This window comes from Pseudomonas putida (assembly GCF_028682635.1).
Lineage (GTDB): Bacteria > Pseudomonadota > Gammaproteobacteria > Pseudomonadales > Pseudomonadaceae > Aquipseudomonas > Aquipseudomonas putida_AE.
Genome location: NZ_JANHLK010000005.1, coordinates 55947 through 71390, shown reverse-complemented (window position 1 = coordinate 71390; position 15444 = coordinate 55947). Strand labels below are relative to the sequence as shown.

Sequence of the window (15444 nt, the reverse complement as noted above, 5' to 3'; positions counted from 1 at the left end):
TGCGGGCGTTGGATCATTTCGACCCGTGAAAATTCCACTTGTTACAAATCAGGCTCGAACAAAAGGGTTCTCGCGCATTTCATCGCCCAACCGGGTGTCCGGACCATGCCCGGCCACCACGGTCGCTCCTTCGTCGAGGGTATACAGGCGCTGCTTGATCGAACGCACGATGGTCGCCTGATCGCCTCCCCACAAATCCGTGCGCCCTACCCCGCGGCGGAACAAGGTGTCCCCGGCAATCAGCAGCTTCGCGTCGGCAAACCAGAAACTCATGGACCCCGGCGTATGACCCGGTGTGTGCAAGGCCACGCCACAGCCACAGGCCAGCTCTTCATCGTCGGCCAGCCAGCGGTCCGGCGACGGTACCGGCGTGTAGGGCACACCGAACATCTGGCATTGCATCTCCAGGTTGTCCCAGAGAAATTGATCTTCCTTGTGCAGATGCAGGGTGGCGCCGGTTTTTTCCTTCAACTGGCCGGAGGCCAGGAAGTGATCGAGGTGCGCATGGGTGTGAATGATGCTGACCACCTTCAGGCCCAGGGCATCGAGCCGCGCGAGGATCAGTTCGTGATTGCCGCCCGGATCGACCACGATGGCCTTTTTGGTGATCGGGTCGCCGATGATCGTGCAGTTGCACTGCAAGGGACCGACAGGGAAGGTTTCGCGGATCAGCGCAGGTTTGGCAGCGTCCATGGGTGTTCCTGGAAAAAATGGATGGCATATTCTCGCACAGCTCGACGACATCGCCGATGCCACCCATTGCCACTGCCTGATTGCGGAAGCGGACTACAACAAACAAGGAAACGTCTGATTTACGTCTGACAGCCCCGGATAGAACCCTGTGCACGGCATTTTGCCACTCCTCCGTTCCATCGGGAGCAGGAGCAATTTGATCGTAAACAAGGAGTTCTAGCAATGGCAAAGGGATATTTCATTCGCAAGGGTGACAAGACCACCTGCGGTGGCGAGGTGCTGGAGACCGATACCCGCATCATGATGTTTGGCTTCGCCCATGTTCGCGCAGGGGATCCGGTGTCCTGCGGCAAAAACGACAAAACCTACGAAATCGAGGGTGGCATCTCGTTCATGGACAGTCACGGCAGGCTGATGGCGGGCTCGTTGGACAGCCGCACCAGCTGCCCCTGCAACGCCGGGTTCATCCCCTCGTTTACCACCGCCACCTACGACTCCAGACAGGATGCTGCGCCGCCAGTGGCAAGGAGTGCCACTCAACAGGCGGCCGCGCCCGTTGCACCCAGCAATCCGGTGAAGCCACGACAATCCACTTTCACTTCAGCGCGGGCGCCCACACCAACGCTCAGCGAACGGCCAGGGACGGTCTGCGAGAACCTTTGGCGCGGCTACCAGCAGCGGGTCGAAAACGTCGTAGCACCGGGCGGTAAGCTGATCGCCGACCCGAAGGCGCGCAACAAGGCGATCAATGCCGCCTACGCCCAGCTGTGGCGCCATGACCCGCGTTTCCAGTGGGCTGGTCTTGCGGCCTTCGCTTTTCCAGCCAGTGCCGTCCCATCGAGGACGGACGCACCATTGGTTTTGGCAGTAATCCCTTTGCCAACCTGGCTGACATCGAACGGCGCATGATCTTTGTGCTCAAAGCCGCGGCGCAGTTTGACGATTTGCTGCACAGCGACCAGCGCGACCAAATTGAGCAATCGATTCGGGACATCGCCTGGGGTGGAGGCGTGCGATGAGCCTGCTGCAGCGCATAGGCTGGCGACGCGGTGCGTTGGCACTGGCGATCGCGGCCCTCCTGACGTCCGCCGCGATTCAAGTACTCTCGGATGAACCGGAAATCGCCCTGTTGATCGGCGAGCCGTACGAAGCCATGCGCCAGCGCTCCAGCGCAAGCATTGGCCCGGCCGTTCCCGGGCACTCGTGGTTCAGTATTCCGAAATCAGATGCACGCCTGCGTTTCATTGATCCCAAGTACGGTTTTGTAACGCCTCTGGCCCGTTTTTTCACGGTGATGTTTGATGATGAACATATCCACGGTGTCCGCATGTCCCCACAAATCGAGCCGCTATTACTCGACGACGCTCTCAAGGTCGTGCTGGATTTGCAGGAGCAATGGCGCAACGCTGGCTGGACCCCCATCAAGGTCGATTACTTCCCTTCATTCGCCGACACTCCTGAGTGGCGAGCCCAATTACGGGACGTTAACAAAGGCGGCACATCCTATTGGCACGCGTCCAACCGGTATCAAGTGATGTTGATTGTGAATCGATTCAAGGACCAGAAACGGCCCACAGAGGAGCGCTATCTCATCACGCTGTCACTGGCCACGCCATGGACGAACCCTTGACCATACTTCATAACGACGAACGTGCGATTTGCACTGGCGACGCGACCACGGCCTAGGACGCCAGCAAGAAAACCCGCGCAACGCTACACCAACACCCCCAACTCCTTCGCCCGCGCCACGGCCTGCGTGCGCCGCTCTACCCCCAGCTTGCTGTTGATATGGCTGGCATGGGTTTTCACCGTGTGCAGGGAAATGAACAGCTGGTCGCTGATTTCCTGATTCGAGCAGCCTTGGGCAATCAGGCGCAGGACGGCCATTTCCCGGGTGCTGAGTTGTTCCGAGGCGGGAGTGGGTTCCGGTGTCGGGCGAGAGGCCACGGCTGGAAGTTTTTCTGAGAGGTCCCGGGAAACCGTGGTCGGCGTGCAGAGTTGAAGTTGTCCGCGCAGCCAGTCCGGGTGCTCGGCCAATAGCCCTTCGAAGGGTTGCAACACGCCCCCGGCTGCGGCGTCCAGCGCCTGGATTAGCGCCTTGCGGGCCTCCGGTTCGCGTCCGCTGCCCAACAACAACGAAACCTTTTGCGTCAGCGCCATGGCACTGAGCATCTGCCGACCGGTTTGCTGGCCATTTTCCAGCAGCGTATTCAAACGCCCTTCGGCCAGCATCGGCTGGTTCTGGATTGCCTCCAGCAACGCTTGCTGCAATTCGATATGCAGCGGCAGTTGCGGATGGAATTCCGGGGGTGCGGCCGGCTGCTCGCCGTTGTAGGTCTGACCCAATCGGGTCAACCAGGCTTGCGCCAGGTCGGTACGCCCCTGGGCCAGCCAGAGTTCGCATTTGACCAGGGTAATCATCGCCAGGTAGTAGATCGGCGGCACGTCCCAGATGTGCATCAGCCGTTCCGCTTCGGCGAGTTCGGCAAAGGCCTTGGCGAACTCGCCGCTGCTGCCCTCAAGCCGGGCGATCACGCAATGACCAATCAGCACGCTGATGTCGCGACAGGCACGGGCCTCGCTCAAGCCGGCCTGCAAGCGCAACCGTGCGGCTTGGGGTTGCAGGCGCACGGCCAACAGAAAACCCTCGTACAGCGTCAGTCGGGCGCGTACTGCGAAGAGCCTCTGCGCAGGCAAACCCTGCAGGCGCTGCAGCCCCTGGCGGACTTCATCCAGCGAACGCAGCACTTCACCCCGCGCCTGCAATACTCGAGCGCGGTCGTAGTGCGCCAACGCCTCGAACAGCGGATTGCCAACCCGTTGCGCCAGCTCCAGGGACTCGCGGTTCAAATTCCTCGCACGCCACATGTCGCCATCAGCAATGGCCAGGTTGGACAGGGTCGAGAGGCACACCAAGCGCTGGCCATAACGCTTGCACGGCAGGCTCTCCAGCGCTTCGGTGCAATATCGTATGGTCAGTTCGCGGTTACCGCGCCCGCGCGCGATGATCCCGCTCAAGGCCAGCCATTGCGCCAGCATCGACTTTTGCGCGGTGGCCGACGGCGCCGGCAGGAAGCGGCTCAGGTGGCTGGCCAGTTCCTCGGCGGCGTCCAGCTGGCAGGCCAGCCCCAACGCCCAGCTGTAGAGCACGATCAAGCGCGGCGTGCTGATCAACAGGCTATCGGGCAAGTCCATTTTCCAGCGCAGCAACATGCCGACGTTCTGTTCGGCCAGCAGTTGTTCTTCGGAAAGGTTCTGCACCAGGTTGGCCGCAACGTCCAAATGTCCTGCCCGCAACGCCTGCTCGACCGCCTCATCGAGCAGGCCCTGGGCATTGAACCAGCGACAGGCGCGCAGGTGCAGGCTCGCGGCCGGCACCATCGACTGCGCGCCGGGCCGGGTGCGCAGCAGATCGGAAAACAGATGGTGGTAACGATACCAGTGGCCGTGCTCGTCCAGCGGCACCAGGAACACCTGGTGGGCGGCCAGGAAGCTGAGGATCGCGGCGCTGTCATGGGCGTCGCGCACGGCGTCGCATAGCTCACTGCAAAAGCGTTCCTGGGGGGCGGTGTCGTAGAGGAAGGCTTGTACTTCGGCCGGCAGGCAATCGATCACCTCTTCGAGCAGGTAGTCGCGGATCAGCCCTTCCCCGCCGTGCAGCGCCTGGGGCAACGCGCCTTGGGTGCCAGCCTCGGAGGCGGCGAGCAACCAGAAGCGCAACCCGGCTACCCAGCCTTCGCTGCGCTGGATCAGGTTTTCCAGCGCCTCGCCACGCAAGGAACTGCTGTGCCGATCGAGCAGGCTCAAGGCTTCATCGTGGGTCAGACGCAGGTCCTGCTCATGCAGTTCCAGCAACTGGCGCGACAGGCGCAATCTCGCCAGGTGCCAGTCGGGACGCTGGCGGCTGGTGACCATCACCAGCAAGCCGTCGGGCAGGTGATTGAGGAAAAACTGCAGGCAGCGATCGAGTACGGGGCCCTGGGCCAGGTGATAGTCATCGAGCACCAGCAAGAGCGGGGTGGCCGTCGACAGGTGCACGGCCAGTTCGTCGAGCAGCCCGTCCAGCCATTCTTCGAAGGCGAACGGCTGATGCCGCTGGCGCATTTTCAACAAGCCAAGGGACTGCCTGCCCAATTGCGGAAAGAAGTCCTGCAGACCTTCGAGCAACCGCTCGAGGAATCGGCCGGGGTCGCTGTCTCGCGGGCTCAACCCCAGCCACAGACTTTGCCAATGAGCTGGTAGCGCCTGACAGAACTCCACCGCCAACGAACTCTTGCCGAACCCGGCCGGTGCGCTGACCAGCAGCAACCTGCCACCCAAGCCTGCGCTCAAGCGCTCGCACAGGCGTGGGCGCAACACATGGCCGTCGGGCAATGGCGGTCGGAAAAAGCGCCCGTCCAGCGCGGCGACAGCGACGCTTGCAGGACCGGGTGGTGGGGACAGATCAGTCATGGCCGGCTCTTGTTTGAATTGCGGGTGGCGGCGTTGCAGATGTCCGCAGACTAGCGGTAAACGATGAGGGAATGAAGGTTATTGCTACAAATGGCTACAAAAACTCTAAACACTGTAGGAGCGAGCTTGCTCCGGGCGGCGTTCCGACGAGTAACCAGAGAGCGCCGCGGGCTGCCTGGTTTCAAGCGTTATCGTTGACGACCATCGCGAGCAAGCTCGCTCCTACAGAAAAAAAACGCCCCGAACCAGTCGGGGCGTTTTTCCAGAGGATGCGGCCTCAGGTCAGTGCACGTTAGCGAACACCATCCTGGCGCAACGCCGCCGGGGTGAAGTCGCTGGTGGTGGCGGTGAAGCCGAAGTCATACGCCGACTTCTCTTCGTTCTTCATGCCCAGCGCCAGGTAGCGACCCGATTGCAGGTCGTACAGGGTTTCCAGGGCGTACCACGGCACTTGCTTGTCGTAGTAGTTCTCGGCATGCGCCTCGGCAACGCGCCACAGTTGGTTGCGGCCGTCGTAGTGGTCGATCACTGCGGCCTGCCAGGTGTCTTCGTCGATGTAGAAGTCACGCTTGGCGTAGATGTGACGCTGGCCTTCCTTCAGGGTTGCAACCACATGCCAGACCCGGCGCAGCTCGTAGCGAGCCAGGTCCTGGTTGATATGGCCGGCCTTGATGATGTCGGTGTACTTGAGCTTCGGATCGTCGAGCTTGTAGGCGTCGGAGGCGATGTACATCTCTTTCTTGCCTTCGAGTTTCCAGTCGTAACGATCCGGCGCACCGTTATACATGTCCAGGTTGTCGGAGGTACGCAAGCCATCGGCAGCGGTACCCGGCCCGTCATAGGACACTTGTGGCGCACGACGCACACGACGCTGACCGGCGTTGTAGACCCATGCCGAACGCGGCTCCTTGACCTGGTCGAGGGTTTCGTGAACCAGCAGCACACCACCGGCCAGACGCGCCGGCGCGGTCACTTTCTGCTTGAAGTAGAACAGGATGTTGCCCGGGTTCGCCGGATCGTAATCCTTCATCTTGTCACGGAACACGAACTGGTCCTGGAAGTACACCAGGCTGAACGAGCCGTTCGGCTGTGGCGTGGCCTGGGTGACCAGACGGGTCACGCTGCCGCCGCGATAGCGGGTGATGTGGTTCCAGATCACTTCGACGCCGCTTTTCGGAATCGGGAACGGTATGGCGGTTTCGAAGTTCTCCAGGCCGTTACCACCGGACACCAGGTTGGTCTTGGTGGCGTTGCGCTTGATGGCGGCGAACACGTCATCCGGCACGGTTGCACCGCGATGGGAGGTGTAGACCGGCATCTTGAAGGTTTCCGGGTAGCGCTTGAACATCGCGTACTGACCCGGGGCGAGCTTGTCCTTGTACTGGTCGACGTTCTGCGCCGTGATGGTGAACAACGGTTTTTCGCTGGCGTACGGATTGGACAGGAAACCCTTGCTGTCGACAGTACCGGCGTTTTTCGGCATGGGCTTCCAGGCCGGGATCGAACCATCGGCATTACCGGCCATTTCGGCGCCCATCGGGGTCAGGCTCTTGCCCAGCTTGTCCGCTTCGGCCGCCGGGACCGCTGCCATGACACCGGTCGCCAGCAGCGAAAGCCCCAGGACACCGGCGTGGAACAGACTCTTGGTTATTTTCATGTGTATGTGCTCGTCCTGAAAATAGAGTGCTTAGAAGTTCACGCCGAAGCTGAGCGCAACGAAGTCGCGGTCATCCACGGTGGTGTACTTGCCGTCGAAGAAGTTGGTGTACGCCAGGCTTGCGGTGTAGGTGTTCTGGTACTCGGCATCGACACCCAGGCTGACCGCTTTGCGACCTTCCTCGAAGTTGCCGCCAGGACCAGGCGAGTAACCTTCCACGTCGTGGGACCAGGCCACGTTCGGCTTGAGGTTCACACCGGCGAATACGTCGTTGTATTCCCAGATGGCACGACCGCGGTAACCCCAGGAGTTGGCCGTGGTGAAGCCGTCGTTTTCGCAGTAGCGACTGACGTTGTTTTGCGGGCCGCCTGCCAAGGTACCGCTGTTCAAGGTCACGCACTGGTTGTTTGGCAATGGGCCAGGGCCATAGCTCGGGTCACGGCCGTAACGTGCCTTGGAATTGCTTTCCAGGCCGCCAACGTGGGTCCAGCCGACTTCACCCACCAGGGTCAGACGCTCGGCGCCCATCACCTGGTCGAAGAAGTGGGTCAGGGTCGTTTGCAGCTGGGTCACTTCCTTGCGGCGATAACCTTGTTGATCCTGCCCTGGGGTGCCCTGGAGCACGGACACGTTAGGGTTCAGCGGCGTCAGGCCGGAGAAGAGGATGTCGGTGGTGTTGAGCTGGACCGGAGCGTTCGGACGGTAGCTGAGTTCACCACTCCACGCGGTGCCTGTCGGCAAGGTGGTGGAGAAGCTCAAGCCGTACAGGCGGATATCCTCTGGGTATTCGACGTAGTAGCTGGAGTTACCGGCCACCACCAACGGCAGCAAGGTCGGTGCCAGGCCCGCCGCGACACCCAGGGGTACGCCGTTGCCCACCAGGCCGCCCACCAGGCCTGCGCCACTGTAGGCGCTCGCCGGGGCCCCGTGACCACTGAAAATCGGCGCACGGCTGTGGTAGTTCATGAAGTAGGCACCGAATTCGGTGTCCAGCGGATCGAACATGTACTTGAAGGAAACGCCGAACTGGCCGCTGTCACGGGCATCGCGATCCGGGCCACGACGCACGATCACGCCTTCGTCCGGGTTACCCCAGGTCACGCCCCGGGCGCCGAGAGTGTTGATCGCGGCATTGCGCAATCCGGCTGGCAGCCCAGCCGCCGCCAGGGCGCTGTTGAGGCCGTTCTGGGTGCGCAGTACCGCCAGGTTATTGTCGCAACCATCGGCGATCACGTCCGGTTGCGAGAAGAAGGTGCCGCAGTTGTCGGCGACCGTCTGGTCCCATTCGATCTGGTAGAAGGCTTCGGTGGAGAGGTTCTCGGTCAGGCTCTGGGACACGTAGAACATGTTGACCGGAATCAGGCCTTCCTTGATCTCGGCACCGGGACGACGGAATGCGGACACATCGATCGGGTTGATCGAGTTGATGCCGCCGCCGATGAAGGTACTTTCACCCCAGCTCACCACTTGCTTGCCCAGACGTACCGAACCTGGCTGATCGGCAATGGCGTAGTTGTGGTAGACGAAGGCGTCGAGGATCTGGCCGCCAGATGACTTGGCGCCTTCCTTGCGATTGTCGTCGCTGATGTCCTTGAACGGGCGGCTCTCGTCCTTGAGCTCGAAGTCGTACCAGTATTTGCCACGGACGAAAATGCCGGTGTCGCCATACTTCAACTCAAGGTCATGGATACCCTTGAAGATTTTCGAGAAGGTTTCACCGCTTTTGAAGTTCAGGTGACCGTCATCGGAAGTCTGGGACAGGCCGCGGCCGCCGTTGTTGACGCCGATGAGGTTTTTGTTGGCGCTTTCAGTAGACCAACTCGCGCCGATCGACAGGGAAGAGTCGAACTGACCTTCGATTTCACCGATGTTGAAACTGACGCCGAATGCAGGCCCGGCGAGCGTAGAGGCAAGGCTGACGGCCAGAGGCAGTTTAGCCCGGCGCCAGAACTGGTTTACTGATGTCATCGACGCTACTCCATGTGCATTTTATTGTTATGGCAAATAGCACTTCTAAAAACGCTTGGATAACAGGGAGCCATGGCTTCCCAAAGTCACTCCAAAGTTGCATCGCCCCGGTTTGTGCGTTTGCTCCGTTCTTAAAAATCCTTGAGCGGACTATAGCCAGCAGGTAGTACTGCTTGATCCCTCTAAAGTGTGATTTGAGCCTGCCGACCACTCTGGAACAGTCCTTTGCCAAGCCGACAGGTGTCGGCACGGCAAGAATGGCTGAAAATACGGATTTGACAAGCCAAGCGCTTGCTTGGTGGGGCTGGCGTGCCCTTTCGGGCACGCCAAGGGACGCTTAAAGCGTCGAGAGGAAGGTGCTGTTGTTGGCCTGCCATTCGGTGATGTCGACGCGAATTCGCTTCTTGTCGAGCTTGCCGACACTGGTCTTGGGAATTTCAGTAACAAGGGCGATCTGACTCGGAATCGCCCACTTGCTCAGGTGCCCCAATTCCACGAACGGCTTGAGGTGCTCCTTGAGTTCCCGGGCGCCGATGGCATGGCCCTCGCGCAGCACCAGCAAGGCAAACGGCCGCTCGCCCCACTGCGGATCGGCAATCCCCACCACTGCTACTTCGCGTACCGCCGCGTGGCGACTGATCAGGTCTTCGAGGTCCAGGGAGGAGATCCATTCGCCGCCGGTCTTGATCACGTCCTTGATCCGGTCGCGAATATCGATCACCCCCATGCTGTCCAGCGTCGCCACGTCGCCGGTGTGCAGCCAGCCACCGGCCCAGAGTTCGGCGCCCTTCTGCGGTTCGTTGAAATAGCCCTCGGTCAGCCACGGCGCGCGTAACACCAGCTCGCCCTGGGTTTCGCCATCGGCCGGCAGGAAGTTGCCTTCGGTGTCGACGATCGCCGCTTCCACCAACGGCCCTGGCACACCGGCCTTGATACGGTAGGTAGTGCGTTCGTCCTCGGAACCGGCCATCAGTTCGTCATTGAGGTGCGCGCAGGACACCAGCGGCCCGGTCTCCGACATGCCGTAGGCGGCGGTCAGCTGGATGCCCTTGGCTTTCGCGGCTTCGTACAGCGCACGGTTGAGCGCACTGCCACCGATGACGATTTTCCAGCCACCGAAGTCGATGTCCTGGGCCGCCTTGGCGTTGAGGACCATTTGCAGGATGGTCGGCACGCAGTGCGAGAAAGTGACCTTTTCCTTGCGCCACAGCTCCACCAGGTACTCCGGATCGTAGCGCCCCGGATACACCTGCTTGAGCCCGAGCATGGTCGCCACATAGGGCAGGCCCCAGGCATGCACGTGGAACATCGGCGTGATGGGCATGTACACGTCGCTGGTACCCAACAGGCGCACGCTGTCGATCGAACCCATGATCGTCGAGACACCCATGGTGTGCAGAACCAGTTGGCGATGTGTGAAGTACACGCCCTTGGGGTTGCCGGTGGTGCCCGTGGTGTAGAACGTGGTCGCCACCGAGTTTTCGTCGAAGTCCTGGAAGTCGTACTGCGGGCTTGCCGCGGCCAGCAATTGCTCGTACTCACCGATGAGGTTCGGCAGGTCGGCGGTCTTTTCCGGCAGGTCGGTCAGGAGCAGGGTTTTCTCGACAGTGGTCAGGTTCCCGGCGATCGCGTTGTACAGGCCGACGAATTCGCTGTTGACCAGGACAAAGCGGTCTTCGGCGTGATTCATGGTGTAGAGGATCTGCTCCGGCGACAGGCGCACGTTGATGGTGTGGATCACCGCGCCGATCATCGGAATGGCAAACATGCATTCCAGGTATCGGTGGCTGTCCCAATCCATCACCGCCACGGTATCCCCGGGCTTGACCCCGGCGGCCGTCAGCACGTTGGCCAGGCGTGCGACCCGTTCGATCAGGGTCGGATAGCTATAGCGCAACTGATCGCGGTAAACGATCTCGCGGGTTTTCTCATAACGCGCGCCGGACATCAGCAGCCGTTTGATCAGCAGCGGAAACTGGTAAGCGCCTTCGGCTGGGGGGATAACGCGAGTCTGCAACATAAGAATCCCTTTTCTGACTGCTCGGTCGTGGCTGTAGAGTTAGCACTGTAGTGCCCCTGATCGCCAGCCAAATCAGCCAAAGGGATGATTTGCAGAGCCGCACGGATGCTAGCGTTGCGCCAGCATCCATGGGTCATTGTGGACGGTTTACGCTCAATGCATTTCGGTAAACGCCAGTTTCACGCCAATGGCGATCAACACCGCGCCCATGGTCCGGTCGAACCAATGCCCCATGCGGGCGAAACCGGCGCGCACGCGCTGCTGGCTGAACAGCATGGCCACCAGGCAGAACCAGATCGCCGTTGCCACCGCCAGGTACACCCCGTAACCGGCCTGCACGGCCAGCGGTGTGTGCGGATTGATCACCACGGTGAACAGTGACAGGAAAAACAGCGTGGCTTTCGGGTTCAGGCCATTGGTCACGAACCCCGAAGTGAAGGCGCCGCGCGCGGTGCGCTCGCCGGCTTCCTGGTGCAGATCGTCGGTCACGGCCTTGGCCGGTTGCGCCCGCAGCGCCTTGAAGCCGATGTACAGCAGGTAAGCGGCGGCGGCCCATTTCAAGGCGTTGAACAGCACGATCGATTGGGACACGATCAGGCCGATGCCCAGCAGCGAGTAGCCAACGTGGAGGAAAATCGCCGTACCGACGCCAAGCGCGGTCCAGGTGCCGGCGCGACGGCCATGGGTCACGCTTTCCCGTACCACCACGGCAAAGTCCGGGCCGGGGCTGGCCACGGCCAGCAGGTGAATCAGAGCAACGGTCAAGAACTCGGTCCAGTACATTGGGGCTCCTTAAGGTCAAGCGTAACTATTTATTTCATCTGGTAGGCTCGGCAGATTACGCCTTCAGTTCATTGCACAAAAGGTACAGTTGATGACGAACATTCACCGCGCTGTTTTCCTCGACCACCCCTCCCTGGACCTGGGCGATCTCGATCTCAGCCCGCTGCGCGAAGCTTTCAGCGACCTGCAGTTGTTCAACCAGACCCTGCCCGACCAAGTGATCGAGCACCTCAAGGGCGCCAGCGTCGCCATCACCAACAAGATCCAGATCAACGCGGCCGCCATCGCTGCCAGCCCCGAGCTGAAACTGATCCTGATCGCCGCCACCGGCACCAACAACATCGACCTCGCGGCCGCCCGCGCCCACGGGATCACCGTGTGCAACTGCCAGGGGTACGGCACGCCATCGGTGGCGCAACACACGATCATGCTGCTGCTCAACCTGGCCACGCGCCTGGCCGACTACCAGAAAGCCGTCGGTGAAGGGCGCTGGCAACAGGCCAAACAGTTCTGCCTGCTGGATTATCCAATCGTAGAACTGCAAGGCAAAACCCTCGGCCTGCTCGGTCACGGCGAATTGGGCGGCGCCGTCGCGCGCCTGGCCGAGGCGTTTGGCATGCGCGTGCTGCTGGGCCAGATCCCGGGTCGCCCTGCCCGCCCCGACCGCTTGCCGCTGGATCAACTGCTGCCGCAAATCGACGCACTGACCCTGCACTGCCCGCTCAACGAACACACCCGCCACTTCATCGGCGCCCGTGAACTGGCCTCCATGAAGCCCGGCGCGTTCGTGGTCAACACCGCCCGCGGCGGCCTGATCGACGAGCAGGCACTGGCCGATGCCTTGCGCAACGGCCACCTGGGCGGTGCCGCCACCGACGTGCTGAGCGTTGAGCCGCCGGTCAACGGCAATCCCCTGCTGGCCCAGGACATCCCACGCCTGATCGTCACCCCGCACAACGCCTGGGGCAGTCGCGAAGCGCGGCAACGAATTGTTGGCCAATTGACCGAAAACGCCCAGGGCTACATCAGCGGTAAGGCGCTGCGGGTCGTCAGTTGATAAACTGCGGCACTTTTTTTCACAGGAGCAGTTATGGATCCGCGCAGTGAAGTACTGCTTCGTCAGGCTGAATTATTCCAGGGCTCGGTGTTGTTGGCCGGCCTGCCCGCCGACGACTTGCTGGGCCGCCTGCCCGACGCCCACGGCTGGAGTTGGCACGCCGGCGATCAGGCCGCGCTGGATGCGCGCTTCGCCGAGCGCAGCCATTTTGGCGTTGACGCGCCTGAGCGCGCGTTCGATAGCGCCGTGGTGTTTCTGCCCAAGTCCAAGGACCTGACCGATTACATCCTCAACGCCCTCGCCTCTCGGCTGGCCGGCCGCGAGTTGTACCTGGTCGGTGAGAAAAAAAGCGGCATCGAAGGCGCCGCCAAGCAGTTGAACCCGTTTGGCAAGCCACGCAAGCTCGACAGCGCGCGGCATTGCCAGCTGTGGCTGGTCACCGTAGCCAACGCGCCAGAGGCCAAATCCCTGGAAAGCCTGGCCCAGACGTACGAGTTGCCGTTGGCCGAGGGCCCGTTGAAAGTCATCAGCCTGCCGGGCGTGTTCAGCCACGGTCGACTGGATCGCGGCAGTGCTTTGTTGCTGGAACACCTGGATAAACTGCCCAGCGGCCACTTGCTGGACTTCGGTTGCGGCGCCGGGGTGCTGGGTGCGGCGGTAAAACGCCGTTATCCGCACAACCAGGTCACCTTGCTCGATGTCGATGCCTTTGCCGCTGCCAGCAGTCGCCTGACCCTGGCGGCCAATGGTCTTGAAGCGGAGGTCATTACCGGTGACGGTATCGACGCGGCACCCATGGGTTTGAGCGCAATCCTGAGCAACCCACCCTTCCATGTCGGTGTGCATACCGATTACTACGCGACGGAAAACCTGCTGCGAAAAGCAGCAAAACATCTGAAAAATGGCGGCGAACTACGGCTCGTAGCCAACAGTTTCCTGAAGTACCAACCGCTGATCGAAGAGCACCTCGGGGTCTGCGCGATCAAGGCCGAAGGACAGGGTTTTCGCATCTACCGCGCAAAACGCGGATAGAAATTTGCACTTGCCTAATGGATTTTGCCTAGGCAGAATCCGCTCCGTCCTAGGGGAGTAGTCTCCCACGAGCGCCATGCTCGTCCGGCATGCGTCAACATACTTGGTCCTCAGGCCATGGCGCATGCGACCCAAGCATCCACATCAGATGGATCGCAGGGTTTGACAAGACCTATGACACGAACACCTTACCCGGGGCGGGAAGGCTGTACGTGTCATAGCCGTGTCGACCCGCCCCTTAGGAAAACCCCTGATGCTGGATTCACTACTGGTACCCACCGCAATCGTTGCCTTGGCCGAAATCGGCGACAAGACGCAACTGCTCGCGCTCATTCTCGCTGCCCGCTTCCGCAAACCCTGGCCGATCATCGCCGGCATCGTCGCCGCGACCCTGGCCAACCATGCGGCAGCCGGTGCGGTAGGCGCATGGGTGGGCAGTTTCTTCTCGGATACGATGCTGCACTGGATCCTCGCGGCGAGCTTCGCCGCCACCGCCCTGTGGACCCTGGTGCCGGACAAGATGGACGATGACGAAGCCAGCACCGCGCGCAAGTTCGGACCGTTCCTGACCACGTTGATCGCGTTCTTCCTCGCCGAAATCGGCGACAAGACCCAGATCGCGACCGTGATGCTCGCCGCGCAATACCCGGAGCTGTGGCTGGTGATCATCGGTACCACCCTGGGCATGCTGATTGCCAACGTGCCGGTGGTTCTGGCGGGTAATTTTGCGGCGGACAAACTGCCCTTGACGCTGATCCGTCGACTGGCGGCGTCGGCGTTTTTCATCCTGGCGATTGTCGCGGTGTACAAGGCGATGCAGAGCAGCGGGTGGGTTTGACGCAGTAGGTCGACAGACCGCGTTATCGTTCATCGCCAGCAGGCTGGCTCCCACAATTGGAATGCATTCCCCTGTGCGAGCCAGCCTGCTGGCGATGAGGCCCTTACAGACGATGAATCAACATCAGGATTTCTTGGCCTGCTCATAAAGCGGCATGACTTTCGGAATCGCCGCCTGCAACGATGCAATCCGGCTCGACGAAGCCGGGTGTGTGCTCATGAACTCCGGCGGCGAACCTTCCGACGCCTTGGCCATCTTGTTCCACAAGGTGATCGCGGCGTTCGGGTTGTAGCCGGCACGGGCGGCCAGTTCGAGGCCAATCAGGTCCGCCTCGTTTTCATTGGCCCGGCTGTTCGGCAAGGTCATGCCGTAGTTGGCCACGGTATCCGCCAGCGCCAGGCTGTCCTGACCCAGGCCGAACAAGGCACCAGCGCCCTGCTTGGCCATTTCGATGCCATAGGCCTTGGACATCGCTTCACGACCGTGCTCGCGCAGGGCGTGGGCGATTTCGTGGCCGAGGATGGCGGCGATTTCATCGTCGGTCAGCTTCAGGCTGTCCATCAGGCCGGTGTAGAAAATGATCTTGCCGCCAGGCCCGCAGTTGGCGTTGAGTTCATCGCTCTTGATCAGATTGACTTCCCATTTCCACTGGGCCGAATCCGGGCGGAAGACCGGCGCCTGGGCAATCAATCGATCGGAAATCACCTGGATGCGCTTGGCATCGCTACTGGTCTTGTCCAGCACGCCCTGGCCGCTCGCCTCACCCACCGTCTTTTGATAGGACTGGGCGTACATCTGATTGACCTCATCCGTGGACAGCATGCTGAACATGTATTGCTTGCGCTCGACACCGACGGCGCCACCGCTGGTGGTGTTGACCGACTGACAGCCGGCGAGCAGCAGCGCTGCGCTCAGTGCACCTACAACGAAAATCTTGCTCATTG

General features: G+C 61.2%; 12 protein-coding genes, 1 pseudogene and 1 riboswitch. Of the genes and pseudogenes, 6 read left to right on the top strand and 7 right to left on the bottom strand.

Annotated features, from left to right (window positions below; genetic code table 11):
• Positions 1-48: 48 nt before the first annotated feature.
• Positions 49-693 (bottom strand): MBL fold metallo-hydrolase, encoded by a 645-nt coding sequence (locus NPS56_RS08005; RefSeq protein WP_046818992.1) that lies wholly within the window; start codon positions 691-693, stop codon positions 49-51.
• Positions 694-915: 222 nt separating this feature from the next.
• Between NPS56_RS08005 and NPS56_RS08000 the strand changes: the two are divergent.
• From NPS56_RS08000 to NPS56_RS07995, 3 genes and pseudogenes are all read left to right on the top strand, one after another.
• Positions 916-1509: pseudogene (locus NPS56_RS08000) on the top strand (PAAR domain-containing protein); the annotation flags it as partial.
• Positions 1485-1712, top strand: a complete 228-nt coding sequence (locus tag NPS56_RS31310; protein ID WP_425313621.1) for a DUF2515 family protein — start codon at positions 1485-1487, stop codon at positions 1710-1712. The pseudogene NPS56_RS08000 and the gene NPS56_RS31310, both read left to right, overlap by 25 nt.
• Positions 1709-2323 (top strand): hypothetical protein, encoded by a 615-nt coding sequence (locus tag NPS56_RS07995; RefSeq protein WP_274074194.1) that lies wholly within the window; start codon positions 1709-1711, stop codon positions 2321-2323. The genes NPS56_RS31310 and NPS56_RS07995 overlap by 4 nt, the downstream gene beginning before the upstream one ends.
• A gap of 83 nt (positions 2324-2406) precedes the next feature.
• Here the strand turns inward: NPS56_RS07995 and NPS56_RS07990 are convergent, their stop codons facing one another.
• The 5 genes from NPS56_RS07990 to NPS56_RS07970 form a co-directional block, all read right to left on the bottom strand.
• Entirely contained in the window at positions 2407-5145 is a 2739-nt protein-coding gene (locus NPS56_RS07990) for a LuxR C-terminal-related transcriptional regulator (RefSeq protein WP_274074193.1), read from the bottom strand.
• 292 nt (positions 5146-5437) lie between these two features.
• Positions 5438-6802, bottom strand: coding sequence for a DUF1329 domain-containing protein (locus NPS56_RS07985; RefSeq protein ID WP_274074192.1), 1365 nt, complete (start codon positions 6800-6802; stop codon positions 5438-5440).
• A gap of 30 nt (positions 6803-6832) precedes the next feature.
• Positions 6833-8770, bottom strand: a complete 1938-nt coding sequence (locus NPS56_RS07980) for a DUF1302 domain-containing protein (protein ID WP_274074191.1) — start codon at positions 8768-8770, stop codon at positions 6833-6835.
• Positions 8771-9107: 337 nt separating this feature from the next.
• Positions 9108-10790, bottom strand: a complete 1683-nt coding sequence (locus tag NPS56_RS07975; protein WP_274074190.1) for a fatty acid--CoA ligase — start codon at positions 10788-10790, stop codon at positions 9108-9110.
• A 153-nt stretch (positions 10791-10943) separates the two neighbouring features.
• A complete protein-coding gene (locus NPS56_RS07970) occupies positions 10944-11573 on the bottom strand; it encodes a LysE family translocator (protein ID WP_274074189.1) in 630 nt (209 codons plus the stop codon).
• Positions 11574-11664: 91 nt separating this feature from the next.
• On the opposite strand from NPS56_RS07970, the gene NPS56_RS07965 reads away from it, so the two are divergent.
• From NPS56_RS07965 to NPS56_RS07955, 3 genes are all read left to right on the top strand, one after another.
• Positions 11665-12630, top strand: a complete 966-nt coding sequence (locus tag NPS56_RS07965; protein WP_274074188.1) for a 2-hydroxyacid dehydrogenase — start codon at positions 11665-11667, stop codon at positions 12628-12630.
• A 33-nt stretch (positions 12631-12663) separates the two neighbouring features.
• A complete protein-coding gene (locus NPS56_RS07960) occupies positions 12664-13662 on the top strand; it encodes a class I SAM-dependent methyltransferase (RefSeq protein ID WP_274074187.1) in 999 nt (332 codons plus the stop codon).
• A gap of 39 nt (positions 13663-13701) precedes the next feature.
• Positions 13702-13826, top strand: a riboswitch (yybP-ykoY riboswitch).
• Positions 13827-13915: 89 nt separating this feature from the next.
• Positions 13916-14500: a TMEM165/GDT1 family protein gene (locus NPS56_RS07955; RefSeq protein WP_008016665.1), complete on the top strand. Its 585-nt coding sequence runs from the start codon at positions 13916-13918 to the stop codon at positions 14498-14500.
• 123 nt (positions 14501-14623) lie between these two features.
• On the opposite strand, the gene NPS56_RS07950 is transcribed toward NPS56_RS07955, so the two are convergent.
• Complete coding sequence (locus tag NPS56_RS07950) at positions 14624-15442, bottom strand: M48 family metallopeptidase (protein ID WP_274074186.1); 819 nt, start codon at positions 15440-15442, stop codon at positions 14624-14626.
• Positions 15443-15444 lie beyond the last annotated feature (2 nt).

Bases quoted from the DNA above. Each gene is read 5' to 3' on its own strand.
- NPS56_RS08005 (WP_046818992.1), bottom strand. From the start codon at position 693: ATGGACGCTGCCAAACCTGCGCTGATCCGCGAAACCTTCCCTGTCGGT.
- NPS56_RS07960 (WP_274074187.1), top strand. From the start codon at position 12,664: ATGGATCCGCGCAGTGAAGTACTGCTTCGTCAGGCTGAATTATTCCAG.
- NPS56_RS07955 (WP_008016665.1), top strand. From the start codon at position 13,916: ATGCTGGATTCACTACTGGTACCCACCGCAATCGTTGCCTTGGCCGAA.
- NPS56_RS07965 (WP_274074188.1), top strand. From the start codon at position 11,665: ATGACGAACATTCACCGCGCTGTTTTCCTCGACCACCCCTCCCTGGAC.
- NPS56_RS07970 (WP_274074189.1), bottom strand. From the start codon at position 11,573: ATGTACTGGACCGAGTTCTTGACCGTTGCTCTGATTCACCTGCTGGCC.
- NPS56_RS07995 (WP_274074194.1), top strand. From the start codon at position 1,709: ATGAGCCTGCTGCAGCGCATAGGCTGGCGACGCGGTGCGTTGGCACTG.
- NPS56_RS07950 (WP_274074186.1), bottom strand. From the start codon at position 15,442: ATGAGCAAGATTTTCGTTGTAGGTGCACTGAGCGCAGCGCTGCTGCTC.
- NPS56_RS07980 (WP_274074191.1), bottom strand. From the start codon at position 8,770: ATGACATCAGTAAACCAGTTCTGGCGCCGGGCTAAACTGCCTCTGGCC.
- NPS56_RS07990 (WP_274074193.1), bottom strand. From the start codon at position 5,145: ATGACTGATCTGTCCCCACCACCCGGTCCTGCAAGCGTCGCTGTCGCC.
- NPS56_RS07985 (WP_274074192.1), bottom strand. From the start codon at position 6,802: ATGAAAATAACCAAGAGTCTGTTCCACGCCGGTGTCCTGGGGCTTTCG.
- NPS56_RS07975 (WP_274074190.1), bottom strand. From the start codon at position 10,790: ATGTTGCAGACTCGCGTTATCCCCCCAGCCGAAGGCGCTTACCAGTTT.